The 13,091-nt window shown below is 43.0% G+C and carries 10 protein-coding genes and 1 CRISPR repeat array; all 10 genes read left to right on the top strand.

Annotated features, from left to right (window positions below; translation table 11 throughout):
- Positions 1-25 precede the first annotated feature (25 nt).
- The 10 genes from ACOYVE_RS00305 (at position 26) to ACOYVE_RS00260 (ending at position 10,797) form a co-directional block, all read left to right on the top strand.
- On the top strand, positions 26-1,627 hold the full coding sequence (locus ACOYVE_RS00305) for a sensor histidine kinase (protein ID WP_014856917.1): 1,602 nt from the start codon (positions 26-28) through the stop codon (positions 1,625-1,627).
- Between the two features lie 47 nt (positions 1,628-1,674).
- Positions 1,675-2,370: an endonuclease III domain-containing protein gene (locus tag ACOYVE_RS00300; protein WP_422880471.1), complete on the top strand. Its 696-nt coding sequence runs from the start codon at positions 1,675-1,677 to the stop codon at positions 2,368-2,370.
- 113 nt (positions 2,371-2,483) lie between these two features.
- Positions 2,484-3,203, top strand: coding sequence for a lipoyl(octanoyl) transferase LipB (gene lipB, locus ACOYVE_RS00295; RefSeq protein WP_422880470.1), 720 nt, complete (start codon positions 2,484-2,486; stop codon positions 3,201-3,203).
- Entirely contained in the window at positions 3,196-5,274 is a 2,079-nt protein-coding gene (locus ACOYVE_RS00290; RefSeq protein ID WP_014856920.1) for an alpha-ketoacid dehydrogenase subunit alpha/beta, read from the top strand. Before lipB ends, ACOYVE_RS00290 begins: the two co-directional genes overlap by 8 nt.
- Positions 5,275-5,286: 12 nt before the next feature.
- Positions 5,287-6,849, top strand: a complete 1,563-nt coding sequence (locus ACOYVE_RS00285) for a 2-oxo acid dehydrogenase subunit E2 (RefSeq protein ID WP_422880469.1) — start codon at positions 5,287-5,289, stop codon at positions 6,847-6,849.
- A 19-nt stretch (positions 6,850-6,868) separates the two neighbouring features.
- Positions 6,869-7,774, top strand: a complete 906-nt coding sequence (gene lipA / locus ACOYVE_RS00280) for a lipoyl synthase (protein ID WP_014856922.1) — start codon at positions 6,869-6,871, stop codon at positions 7,772-7,774.
- Between the two features lie 278 nt (positions 7,775-8,052).
- Positions 8,053-8,343: a 4Fe-4S dicluster domain-containing protein gene (locus ACOYVE_RS00275; protein WP_014856923.1), complete on the top strand. Its 291-nt coding sequence runs from the start codon at positions 8,053-8,055 to the stop codon at positions 8,341-8,343.
- Positions 8,340-9,413 carry a 3-methyl-2-oxobutanoate dehydrogenase subunit VorB gene (locus ACOYVE_RS00270; protein ID WP_422880468.1) on the top strand — a complete coding sequence of 358 codons (1,074 nt, stop codon included), beginning with the start codon at positions 8,340-8,342 and terminating at the stop codon, positions 9,411-9,413. The genes ACOYVE_RS00275 and ACOYVE_RS00270 overlap by 4 nt, the downstream gene beginning before the upstream one ends.
- 38 nt (positions 9,414-9,451) lie before the next feature.
- Positions 9,452-10,234: a thiamine pyrophosphate-dependent enzyme gene (locus tag ACOYVE_RS00265; RefSeq protein WP_014856925.1), complete on the top strand. Its 783-nt coding sequence runs from the start codon at positions 9,452-9,454 to the stop codon at positions 10,232-10,234.
- Positions 10,234-10,797 (top strand): 2-oxoacid:acceptor oxidoreductase family protein, encoded by a 564-nt coding sequence (locus ACOYVE_RS00260; RefSeq protein ID WP_014856926.1) that lies wholly within the window; start codon positions 10,234-10,236, stop codon positions 10,795-10,797. The genes ACOYVE_RS00265 and ACOYVE_RS00260 overlap by 1 nt, the downstream gene beginning before the upstream one ends.
- A gap of 122 nt (positions 10,798-10,919) precedes the next feature.
- A CRISPR array of direct repeats spans positions 10,920-11,943; the repeat unit is 30 nt; unit sequence GTTTTAATCGCACTATTGTAGAATTGAAAT.
- Positions 11,944-13,091: the final 1,148 nt, after the last annotated feature.

Here is a 13,091-nt window from a genome sequence, read left to right as displayed (position 1 = left end):
TGGAGAAGTGGGATTCCGTTTTTTAATGAATCATAAGATAGCAAATAGCGAACATTGGACTCAAATAGATCCTTATGAGTTGCTCGACGTATTAATCGATACGGACGATATGTTCTGTCTTCTCGACCAGGATTTTAAAATTCTCCGTTGCAACAATAAATTCAAGTCGTATATGGTTTTATACGGCAGGGCAGGTTACGACGAAGGCTGCAACTTCCTGGAAATCTTTCCTTTAGACGACAGACTGTACTGGGAAAAAGTGCTCAATAAAGCGCTAACGGTAAAATCGTTTACGGAAACTTATACGTCCGAAAAATTGAAGGGCAGGTATTTCGAAATCCATTTTCATCGTATGAAACTCGATGATAATAAGAGCGGAATAGTTTTGAGAGCTCGCGACATTACCGAGAAGAAAAATATTGAAGACAAAATAATACAGAGCGAATTATTTGCTCAGTCGATATTGTCGACTTCGCCGGACGCAATAGTTACAACCGAACTCGACGGTTCTATCTCGTATGCTTCGAATAAATTTTTGTCGTTGCTCGGCATCGAAAAAGTCGAAGACACATTTTCCAAAAATATTGTCGATTTTATTTACGAGCAGGATAAGGAACTCTTCAGGGAAAACATTTCGGTTGCGGCTGCCGGTTCGTCTATTAAATCGTATCTGTTTCGTCTCAAAGACATAAACGGGAATCCGGTTTACGCCGAGTCGAATATCGGCGTTATTCTCAATGAAAATAAAAAACCCGTATTAATACTTTTTATTATTCGGGACATTCAGGACAGGATTGAAGCGGAGCTGGAGCGTGAAAAACTGTTACAGGATATCGCATATTCGCGAGACCAGATTGAACAGGAAGCCGCGCGTTATGTCGAGCTCAACGTTCAGCTTGCCGAATCGGAAAAGAAATTGATCGAATTGAACAGCGCAAAAGACAAGCTCTTTTCGATTATCGGACACGACCTTAAAAATCCGATATTCACGATTCTCGGTTTTTCTCAAATTCTCGAGGAAGATTACGAAGAGATGACAGACGAGAAAAAGCTCGAGTACATAAAAACTATTTATCAAACGGCAGCCTCGATACAGAAACTACTCGAAAATTTATTGACCTGGTCGCGCGCTCAAACTGGTCGTCTCGAGGTTAATCTCGAACCGATCTCGATTCGGAACGTTATAAATGAAACGGTGGATATTGTTGCCACTCAGGCGGAAAAGAAAAATATCGAAATAATCGTCAATCTGAATTCCACGCTTATGGTCTATGCCGACAATAACCTGCTCGAAACGGTTGTAAGGAATTTACTGACAAACGCTATAAAATTTACGAATCCGGGCGGACGGATTACAGTGTCAACTCGCGATGAAAACGGTTTTGTGGTCGTATCGGTAGAAGATACAGGAATCGGTCTTAGCGAAGCCGACAAAAACAAACTTTTCAGAATCGACGTCAACAACGCCGAAATAGGGCATCATAAAGAAAAAGGAACCGGACTCGGCTTGATTCTGTGCAAGGAATTCTGCGAAAAAATGGGCGGCAGCATCTGGGTCGAAAGTACTCTCGGAAAAGGAAGCGCATTTTATTTTACCGTTCCGATATTTCAGTATATCAACAAATAACCCCGTTTTTCTTATCTTACGCTTCGTCTTTCATAAAAATAATTCAAATGCTGGATAAACTTAACCGTAGATTGATCGAACATTTCGGCGTACCCGAAAGGAACAAACGCAAACCCGCTCCGGTCGATTTGCTTATTGCCACAATCCTTTCTCAAAATACGAACGACAACAATTCTTACGAGGCATATCAAAATCTCAAACGGAAATATTCGGATTGGAACCAGCTGGTAAAAGCTCCTTTAAAGGAAATCGAAAAGACGATCAAAAAAGCGGGATTGACAAATCAAAAAGCCGGGGCAATTAAAAATCTCGTTGTCAATCTTTCGAGAGATAACCGACTCGATATGAAATTCATCAAAAAAATGGATAACAAAGAGGCTCTGGAATATCTTACATCATTCAAAGGAATCGGAATAAAAACAGCCAGCTGCGTTCTGCTTTTTTCGTTGTACCGGAACGTCTGCCCGGTCGATACTCACGTGCACCGCACATTAAACCGTATCGGTATTGTTAACGAAAAATCGCCCGAGAAAACTTTTCTGAGAATTAATGAAAATCTGCCCGAAGGGATAGCACATTCGCTCCATACGAATTTGATTAAACTCGGCAGGGGAATTTGCCGCCCTACAAATCCCGATTGCACCGTGTGTCCCATTTCGGATTTGTGCGCTTATCCCGAAAAAAACACTCAAAAAGCTCCAAAACGAAAGAAAAACGACTTTTTATTGCTCGATAACGTTTAGCATACTTTATAAGATGATTTGTCTTTTGAACATAAAATCCTCTATATTTGTTAATCTCTAAATAAGAGTTCAAGTTTGTTTTTAATCCTCGTATTTTTATATTGCCTTTCATAATGGAGAACGAAATCAGAAAATTGACATATTGCGATCTCGGTTTTATCGATTACGAAGAAGCCTGGAAACTTCAAAAAAAAATTTTAAATCGACGTCTTGCGGGCGAGGTTGACGATCTGTTTTTCCTGCTCGAACATCCTCATACTTATACACTCGGTAAAGTTGCCGACAGGTCGAATTTACTTTTGACACACGAACAGTTGACCGAACGCGGAATAAAAGTTTATGATATCGACCGAGGCGGAGATATAACGTATCACGGACCCGGACAAATTGTGGGCTATCCGATAATCGATCTTAAAAAATGGAAGGAGGATACCCACGCTTATTTGAGGAATCTGGAGCAGTTAATAATAAACGTCTGTAAAAAATACGGACTTAAAGCAGACCGCAAAGAAGGTTTAACGGGGGTGTGGATAGAAGACCGCAAAATTGCCGCTATCGGAATTAAAGTGAGCCGCTGGATTACGATGCACGGTTTTGCTTTCAATATCAATACGGATTTATCCCTCTTCGGAGGAATAATTCCATGCGGCATTAAAGATAAAGAAGTGACCTCGCTCCAAAAGGAAACTGGCATAATGTACGATATTGAAGATATTAAGAAAGATTTGCTCGAAGAATTCGTACGAATTTTCGATTATCGGCATCATACCGAAATCGACAGAAGTCGCTTCATAAATTCAATAATAGAATTTGAAAGGGCGGAGCATGAATAAAGATAAATCCGAGCTAATACTAAACGAAGAATTAACTCCCACGGGTAAAAAAGATTCATTCGGAGGAATGAACAAAAAGGAATTGTTGAATGTCCTTCGACTGATGATTATGTCCCGTACTATCGACGACAAGCAGATGACCTTGTTGAAACAGGGGAAGACGTTTTTTCACATACCCGGTTCCGGACACGAAGCCGCTCAGGTGGCGTTCGGACTTCAATTAAAAAAAGGAATCGATTGGGCATATCCGTATTACAGAGATTTGGCTTTCATGCTGGCTGCGGGCACAAAACCCGAAGACGTATTCCTTCATTTCCTCGCCCGGAAAAACGACCCGATGTGCGGAGGCAGACAAATGCCGTGTCATTGGTCGTCAAAAGAATTAAACGTTCCTACTCAATCGAGCCCCACGGGTACTCAATTTTTACAAGCAGTCGGCACGGCATTGGCATTGAAGAAAGAAGGCAGGGAAGGCGTGGTTTATGTTAGCAGCGGGGAAGGCGCCACTTCCGAAGGAGAATTTTTCGAAGCTGTCAATTGGGCAAGCCGCGAAAAACTTCCGGTCGTTTTTTTGATCGAAAATAATAAATGGGCTATTTCTGTTCCCGTCGAAAATCAAAATGCGGGCAGGAATTCGTCGGTCTCGGAGTTGCTGAAAGGTTTCGAAAATTTACTCCGTTTCGAGGTAGACGGCACCGATTTTCTCAAAGTACATGCTATTGCAAAGTCGGCTTTCAAATACGCGCGCAGGGGCGATGGGCCGGCGCTCGTTGAAGCTCATGTAGTGCGGCTCTTTTCGCATTCCTCTTCGGACGACCAGAAAAAATATCGTCCCGCCGAATCGCTGGCGCAGGACGCTCAAAAAGACCCGATAAAATTATTCTCAAATTACTTGATCGAAAAGGGCTTTCTTAACGACCTGGCATTGGAGGAACTCTATAAAGAAGTACGAAATCATGTCAACGATGCGGCAGACTGGGCATTAAAACAGCCGGAGCCGGAGACAAACGCCGCAATAAAATATGTTTACGACGAGTCGGACAAAAAATCGAAACTTACTTACGAAAAATCAAAAAGCTACGGCAAAAATACCGTCATGGTCGACGCCATCAATCATGCTCTGAAAGAAGAACTCGAATTTAACGATAAGATTTATATCTTCGGCGAAGACGTGGCGGACAAAAAAGGGGGAGTGTTCACTGCCACAAAAGGATTATCGACGCAGTTCGGAAACGAACGCGTTTTCAATTCGCCTTTGGCTGAAGCGAGCATAATAGGCGTTGCAATCGGAATGTCGCTGGCGGGACTTAAACCGTGCGTCGAAATTCAATTTGGCGATTATATCTGGCCGGCTTTTATGCAGATAAGAGACGAGCTTGTTATGTATCGTTACCGCTCGAACAATCTGTTCGAAACCCCGGTGGTAATACGCGTTCCGGTAGGAGGATTTATTCACGGAGGATTGTATCACAGCCAGAATATCGAAGGTTTTTTTGCTCACATGCCCGGACTTTATATAGCCTACCCTTCGAACGCGGCTGATGCTAAAGGATTATTGAAAACCGCTCTTCGCATAAACGATCCGGTGTTGTTTTTGGAGCATAAAGGTCTTTACAGGCAGAGTTACGCTACGTCGCCCGAACCCGATGCGGGATATTTACTGCCGTTCGGAAAAGCCCGTAAAGTAACCGAAGGCTCGGATTTATCGGTTATTACTTACGGCGCAATGGTGCACGAATCGGCCTTCGCGGCAAAAAAACTGAAAGAAGAAGGATACTCTGTCGAAATTATCGACATACGAACAATTTCTCCGCTCGATTTCGAAGCCGTCGCCGAAAGCGTTAAAAAGACCGGTAAAGTCGCCGTAATTCACGAAGATACTCTTACTGCGGGATTCGGAGCCGAAATTGCCGCTCGCATCTCCGACGAGTGTTTCGAATTTCTCGACGCTCCCGTTAAAAGAATTGCCGCAAAAGACTCTCCAATTCCGTATGCTCCGAACCTCGAAAAATTTGTTCTGCCCGACAGAAATAAAATTTACGACCGGCTTAAATTGTTATTGAAATATTAATGAGAGGTATTGATGAAAGTCGAAATTATTATGCCGCAAATGGGGGAAAGTATTACCGAAGGAACGGTAATCAAATGGCATAAAAAAGTTGGCGAAGAAATTAAAAAAGACGAAATTTTATTCGAAATTAGCACGGACAAAGTCGATACCGAAGTGCCGAGTCCCGAAAACGGAATTCTTAAAGAAATTTTGGTAAAAGAAAACGAAACAGCAGAAGTTGGAAAAGTTGTAGCTGTTCTGGAAACGGATAATTCGGAATATGTCGATAAGGCACAGGATACGCCGACAACAACTCAAGTGGGCGGCGAGATAGTCGATATTATTATGCCGAAAATGGGCGAGTCGATTACCGAAGGCGTTATAATCAAATGGCATAAAAAAGCGGGCGACAAAGTAGCTAAGGACGAAATTCTTTTCGAAATAAGCACCGATAAAGTCGACACCGAAGTTCCTTCGCCCGAAGAAGGAATATTGACGGAAATCCTTTACGAGGAAAATCAAACCGTTGAAGTAGGACAGACTGTAGCAAAGCTTAAAACCACTACGGGCTTGCGTCCGGTAACTACCGCCGCAGAAACCGTTGAAATTGCGGAAGAGAAAGAAAAATCCGCCGCCGAAGAACCTTTAAGAAAGGAAGAGACTGCAAGCCGGAACGCAAATCGATTCTATTCGCCTTCCGTTATTAATCTTGCAAGAGCCGAAGGAATTCCTTTGAGCGAACTCGATACTTTAGAAGGCACGGGACTAAAAGGCAGGCTTACGAAAAAAGACCTCGAAAGATATATCGAGTCCCGGAAATCGGTCGCAATAAATCAGGACGTTAAGAAAACCGAACCGGCGTCTGTTTCTGAAGACAAACGGGTAAGTTCGGACGGAGTTGAAATTATTCCGATGGATCATACAAGACGGCGAATTATGGAACATATGGTCAAAAGCCGCGATACTTCCGTGCATGTTACCGCAGTCGCCGAAGTCGATATGTCGGTTATTTATAATTTCATTAAAGAAAACAAAAACAAATTCGCTAAAGAAAACTTAAAGTTGACTTACATGCCGTTTATTGCTTTTGCGGCTGTTAAGGCTCTGCAGCAATACCCGTTGATGAATTCTTCGATCGAAGGCGCGAATATCGTGATGAAAAAATATATCAATCTTGGCATTGCCGTGGCTGTTGAGCCGAACGGATTGATCGTGCCGAACATTAAACACGCCGAAGAAAAAAGCGTTATCGGACTGGCAAAAGCTATAGCCGATTTGAGCGAGCGGACTCGCACGAAGAAATTGCTTCCCGAAGACGTTCAGAACGGAACGTTTTCGATTACGAACTACGGCGTCTTCGGCACGTTGATCGGCACGCCGATTATTAATCAACCCGAAGTCGGTATCCTTGGAGTCGGAGCGGTCGTAAAGAAACCGGTTGTCGTAGAAAACGAAGGCGTCGAATCGATAGCCATTAAACCGATGATGTATTTATCGCTGAGTCACGACCACCGTTTGATTGACGGAATGATTGGCAGTAAATTTCTTATGTCGATTAAACATATTTTGGAAAATTTCGATACAAGTTCTGTTTAATTCTAAATCCGGAGAATAAATGAAAATCAATCAACATCAAAAGAATTTCAAAGAAGCAATTGAAAAGGAACGACAGGAACTGGGTAAGAGACCCGAGTGGCTGAAAGTACGGCTCCCTTCGGGCGAAAATTATAAAGACGTACATCGTTTGATGAGAAAATCGAAACTCAACACCGTTTGCGAAGAAGCAAAATGCCCGAATATCGCAGAGTGCTGGAACCGCAGAACAGCTACATTTATGATATTAGGAGACGTATGTACGAGGAGCTGCGGATTTTGTAACGTTAAACTGGGACTTCCTACCGAACTCGATCTCGACGAACCGAGACGCGTGGCTGAATCGGTCGAGCAGTTGAAATTAAATCACGTCGTAATTACTTCCGTCAACAGGGACGAACTCAAGGACGGAGGCGCTTCGATTTTTTCGGAAACAGTCAGGCTCATTCGTTCAAAAATGCCATCTACGACGATTGAAATTTTAATCCCCGATTTTAAAGGCGAAACGGAAGCTTTCGAAATAATAATGCAAAATCCGCCCGACATTTTGAATCATAATCTGGAAACGGTCAAACGTCTTTACCATGCCGTACGCCCTCAGGCAAAATACGAAAGAAGCCTTAAGCTGATCGAATGGTTCAAGCAAAGGGGACTTAGAACAAAGAGCGGGATTATGGTCGGAATAGGCGAATCTAAAGAAGAAGTTTTCGATTTGATGAAAGATTTATACAATGCCGGCTGCGATATTATGACAATCGGTCAGTATTTGCAGCCCACAAAAAATCATTTGCCGGTGCACCGATACGTTACTCTCGAAGAATTCAAGGAATACAAGGATTTCGGAATGAGCCTCGGGTTCAAAGCTGTCGAATCCTCGCCTTTGGTGCGCAGCTCGTATCATGCTGATAAACACGCCGAATTGTCCTAACCGCAAGAAATAGTTTTCTCAGGTTTGATAAGAGGATTTCGACTCCTTTTATGTGAGTTGTAAACTTTCGGTTTTAGGCTTTATTTTTTGTCGATAATTCTTATTTTAAACCATAGATTTTGACTCTAAACTTTGGCACGTTAGTTTCTTTAAAATAGATTTTAGAAGGAACTATGATTTTGGCTCTAATTGAAATACTACAAAGATTAACCCCTAAACCGAAGAAAGGTTATAGCAAAACTATAACCTTTTTTTATTTTAAATAAACCGAGGTAATTATGGCAAAAGTAAAAGGCGATATCCTGATCGATATCGAGAAATGCAAAGGATGCGAGATATGCACGGTAGCATGCCCGCAGTCGACGCTAGAGCTTTCTCGAAAACTGAACTCAAAAGGATATCATTACGTCGTAAAAATCAAAGATAATTGCACCGGGTGTACTAACTGCGCTCTGGTTTGCCCAGAAGGCATTATCAGAGTCTATCGCAAAACCGATAAAGCGAAAAAAGAACACCTTGCAACTATAACCGACGTCAAAAACGATATAACAGTAACGGTGCGGCAATGAAAAAAGAACTCCGTTTAATGAAAGGAAACGAAGCTCTGGCCGAAGCTGCAATTCGCGCCGGCTGCGACGGTTATTTCGGTTATCCTATTACTCCGCAATCGGAAGTATTAGAGTATCTTTCAAAAGAAGCTTATAAAAGAACCGGTATGATAGTTCTACAGGCCGAAAGCGAAGTGGCTTCGATCAATATGGTCTACGGAGCCGCAGGCACCGGCAAAAAAGTTATGACCTCCTCGTCGTCTCCCGGAATCAGTCTGATGCAGGAAGGAATTTCTTACATCGCCTGCGCCGAACTGCCGTGTCTGATTGTCAACGTAATGAGAGGCGGTCCGGGTCTCGGTACGATTCAGCCTTCGCAAGGCGACTATTTCCAGGCTGTAAAAGGCGGCGGTCACGGCGACTATAAACTGATTGTTCTCGCCCCGTCAACCGTTCAGGAAATGGTCGATTTTGTGCCTCTCAGTTTCGACCTCGCATTTAAATATAAAAATCCCGTTATGATTCTTGCCGACGGAGCGCTCGGACAAATGATGGAAAAAGTGGAACTCTTCGATCCGATTCCACGCAAAAACAATACAGAAGAATGGGCTACGGTGGGCAAACCGAAAAACAGAGAAAGAAATATTATCACTTCTCTTCACATCGAACCCGATAAGATGGAGGAGATAAATCATAAACTCCAGAAAAAGTACAAAGAAATCGAAGAGAAGGAAGTCCGTTATGAAATGATTAACTGCGACGACGCGGATATAATTATCGTATCGTTCGGACTAGTGGCAAGAATCAGTTCCAAGGCTGCGGAATTAGCCCGCGAAAAAGGCTTGAAAGTCGGCGTCTTCAGACCGATTTCTCTCTATCCTTTCCCGTACGAAAAATTGAATCGACTTGCCGAGAATGTCAAAGGAATGCTGGTTACCGAAATGAACGCCGGTCAGATGGTCGAAGATGTTAAACTTGCCGTAAACGGCAAGACGGACGTGCATTTCTACGGCAGGATGGGAGGCATCGTTCCATCGCCGGAAGAAATTCTGGCTCAACTTGAAGAAAAATTTTCGGGAGAATTGGTATGACGGATAATAAATTGCAGGAAGAAAAACATTTCGAAGAAATGATTGCCGAAGAAAGCGTCTGTGTCGAAGAAAATCTGGTCTACGACAGACCTAAAACTTTGATCGACACAACGATGCATTATTGCCCGGGTTGCGGACACGGAGTTGCGCATCGCTTAATTGCCGAAGTTATCGACGAACTCGGAATACAGGATAAAACAATCGGAGTGGCTCCGGTCGGTTGTTCCGTTTTCGCATACAACTATCTCGATATTGATATGTCGGAAGCCGCACACGGCAGGGCAACCGCTGTTGCAACGGGAATCAAAAGAATGCTGCCCGATAAATACGTTTTTTCTTATCAGGGCGACGGCGATTTGGCCGCTATCGGCACCGGGGAAACGATTCACACATGCAACCGCGGAGAAAACATTCTGATTATTTTTATCAATAACGGCATTTACGGAATGACAGGCGGTCAGATGGCTCCGACTACGCTCGTCGGTATGAAATCGACTACCAGCCCCGAAGGCAGAATTCCCGAACTGATGGGAAATCCATTGAAAATAACCGAGTTGATCGCACAATTGCCGGGAGTTTATTATTGCACTCGCGTTGCTGTCAATACCCCGAATAACGTAAGAAAAGCAAAGAAGGCAATTCTGAAAGGATTCCAGTATCAGGACCATAAAAAAGGTCTCTGCTTTGTAGAAATAGTTTCGAATTGTCCTTCCAACTGGAAAATGACTCCCGTAGAAGCGAATAAATGGCTCGAAGAAAATATGTTGCCTTTCTATCCGCTCGGCGACCTGAAAGTACCAGAAATCGAAGGAGGCAAATGATGACCGAAGAAATTATTATCGCGGGTTTCGGGGGACAGGGAGTTTTGTCGCTCGGACAGATTTTATGTTACGGCGGGGTGATTGAAGACAAAGAAGTAAGCTGGATGCCTTCATACGGGCCGGAAATGAGAGGCGGCACGGCAAATTGTATTACAATTATCAGCGATTCTAAAATCAGTTCGCCCATCATATCGAAATTCGACACACTCATTGCGCTCAATCAGCCGTCGCTCGATAAATTCGAAAATTCGATTAAACCCGGCGGGCTGCTTATTTACGAAGCCAGTACGATATTGAATCCTCCCAAAAGGACCGATATCGAAATCTTGCCTGTCGAAGCCGCCAACGAAGCCGCCAAATTAAAAAACACGCGCGTGATGAATATGGTTGTGCTGGGCGCATATCTCAAGAAAAAACCTGTTATTTCTTTCGATACGGCGCTCGAAGCCCTCAAAAAAGTATTGCCTGAAAGATATCATCATCTTATTCCGCTCAACAAACAGGCAATCGAAAAAGGAATGGAACTGGCGGAAAAAGTAGGCGATATTAATTATCAGAATTAATTTTTGCCGGTTTTCTTATTGAAATGTCGTCGACCTCCCGGGGATTTTGCACTATCGGGGGTCGACGACGTTGTTTTAAAAAAATGTTGCATTTATGAACTAAAATGTTGATATTTTAACGGGTTTTAATCGCACTATTGTAGAATTGAAATAACAATTCCACCCAGCCCGACGGCTCTCGCCTTCTCGTTTTAATCGCACTATTGTAGAATTGAAATATGGCAGCGAGTCGTTCGTCGTCGATTTCCTTAGCGTTTTAATCGCACTATTGTAGAATTGAAATAATCGACGATAAGCGAAATTGCGGAGGACTACGGCTGTTTTAATCGCACTATTGTAGAATTGAAATTATCTTTCTATGTATGCTTTCTCTCGTGCTCTATCCGTTTTAATCGCACTATTGTAGAATTGAAATATGCTCAACACATGGTATATGTGTATATGCGAAAACAGTTTTAATCGCACTATTGTAGAATTGAAATATATATGAGACATTGCGTCGGCGGATATTCTTCTCCGGGTTTTAATCGCACTATTGTAGAATTGAAATCTTAGTAAAACGTGGGAATATATCAGTGCGCTGGGAGTTTTAATCGCACTATTGTAGAATTGAAATAACACATGCTAATCATATTAGAAGAAACGCCCGGGTTTTAATCGCACTATTGTAGAATTGAAATGTACGGACAACCGCCAGAACATTATTATCTATTCGAGTTTTAATCGCACTATTGTAGAATTGAAATGCGCTACTTCTGCATGCGATTATCAGAATCGAGTCTGAGTTTTAATCGCACTATTGTAGAATTGAAATGAATACGATAATCCGTATGGAGACAAAGCGCTTTCGCGTTTTAATCGCACTATTGTAGAATTGAAATGCATTACGCCGTATTTGTCGAAGTCCAGTTTTTCGCGTTTTAATCGCACTATTGTAGAATTGAAATAGTTTTACGTAAACAAGAAGGTTGTACAGAGGATATGTTTTAATCGCACTATTGTAGAATTGAAATGTCTTGTCTTTCGCTATTACTGCGCCTTCAAGTCGCGTTTTAATCGCACTATTGTAGAATTGAAATTTGTTATCTTGCGGACGCTATGTAAATCCTCTCTAATGTTTTAATCGCACTATTGTAGAATTGAAATTCAATCCTGAATCGAATGGGCTGTAGTAATACTTTGGTTTTAATCGCACCCGACTCTGACGGGTAGAATTGCCCCGCTTGCAGCGGGGTCTCCGTTCGTCCGTCATTCGACGGACTCACTTCGAAAATCCGAACTACAAAATTGTCATGCTGTTATGGTTTTAATCGCACCCGACTCTGACGGGTAGTATTATTTTGCCGGCGCTGATTTTATCGAAGTGATAGTCCTGTCAGGTTCAAGCGGTCGCTGAGCTTGTCGAAGCGACTTCGTTCGTCCGTCATTCGACGGAATCACTTCGAAAATCCGGACTACAAAATTGTCATGCTGTTATGTTTTAATCGCACCCGACTCTGACGGGTAGTATTATTTTGCCGGTCGCTGAGCCTGTCGAAGCGATAGCCCTGTCAGGTTCAAGCGGTCGCTGAGCCTGTCGAAGCGAAGATTGTGTCCCGTAAAAGTCTACAAGTTTGTAAAAGCAATGTAAGAAAAAATCATTCTACAGAATTAGAGGATAGTCTTATTGCATCAGAGCGGTCGCTGAGCCTGTCGAAGCGACTACGTTTGTCCGTCAGTCGACGGACTCACTTCGAAAATCCGGACTACAAAATTGTCATGCTGTTATGTGTTAATCGCATCCGACTCTGACGGGTAGTATTATTTTGCCGGTTGCTGAGCCTGTCGAAGCGAAGATTGTGTCCCGTAAAAGTCTTCAAGTTTGCAAAAGCATGTAAGAAAAGAAACATTCTACAGAATTAGAGAATAGTCTTATTGCATCGGAACGGTCGCTGAGCCTGTCGAAGCGACTACGTTCGTCCGTCATTCGACGGACTCACTTCGAAAATCCGTACTACAAAATAGTCATGCTGTTATGCGTTAATCGTACCCGACTCTGACGGGTAGTATTATTTTGCCGACGCTGATTTTATCGAAGCGATAATCCTGACAGGTTCAAGCGGTCGCTGAGCTTGTCGAAGCGACTACGTTCGTCCATCAGTCGACGGACTCACTTCGAAAATCCGGACTACAAAATTGTCATGCTGTTATGTTTTAATCGCACCCGACTCTGACGGGTAGTATTATTTTGCCGGTCGCTGAGCCTGTCGAAGCGATAATCCTGTCAGGTTCAAGCGGTCGCTGAGCTCTTCGTT

Origin of the sequence: Melioribacter sp. (assembly GCF_049325435.1) — a bacterium.
In the GTDB taxonomy this organism is placed as follows: domain Bacteria; phylum Bacteroidota; class Ignavibacteria; order Ignavibacteriales; family Melioribacteraceae; genus Melioribacter; species Melioribacter roseus.
This window is presented reverse-complemented; position numbering and strand designations above follow the sequence as displayed.

Coding starts and splice junctions, on each gene's coding strand:
- ACOYVE_RS00260 (WP_014856926.1), top strand. CDS start 10,234: ATGACCGAAGAAATTATTATCGCGGGTTTCGGGGGACAGGGAGTTTTG.
- ACOYVE_RS00285 (WP_422880469.1), top strand. CDS start 5,287: ATGAAAGTCGAAATTATTATGCCGCAAATGGGGGAAAGTATTACCGAA.
- lipB (WP_422880470.1), top strand. CDS start 2,484: ATGGAGAACGAAATCAGAAAATTGACATATTGCGATCTCGGTTTTATC.
- lipA (WP_014856922.1), top strand. CDS start 6,869: ATGAAAATCAATCAACATCAAAAGAATTTCAAAGAAGCAATTGAAAAG.
- ACOYVE_RS00275 (WP_014856923.1), top strand. CDS start 8,053: ATGGCAAAAGTAAAAGGCGATATCCTGATCGATATCGAGAAATGCAAA.
- ACOYVE_RS00300 (WP_422880471.1), top strand. CDS start 1,675: ATGCTGGATAAACTTAACCGTAGATTGATCGAACATTTCGGCGTACCC.
- ACOYVE_RS00290 (WP_014856920.1), top strand. CDS start 3,196: ATGAATAAAGATAAATCCGAGCTAATACTAAACGAAGAATTAACTCCC.
- ACOYVE_RS00270 (WP_422880468.1), top strand. CDS start 8,340: ATGAAAAAAGAACTCCGTTTAATGAAAGGAAACGAAGCTCTGGCCGAA.
- ACOYVE_RS00265 (WP_014856925.1), top strand. CDS start 9,452: ATGATTGCCGAAGAAAGCGTCTGTGTCGAAGAAAATCTGGTCTACGAC.
- ACOYVE_RS00305 (WP_014856917.1), top strand. CDS start 26: ATGAATCATAAGATAGCAAATAGCGAACATTGGACTCAAATAGATCCT.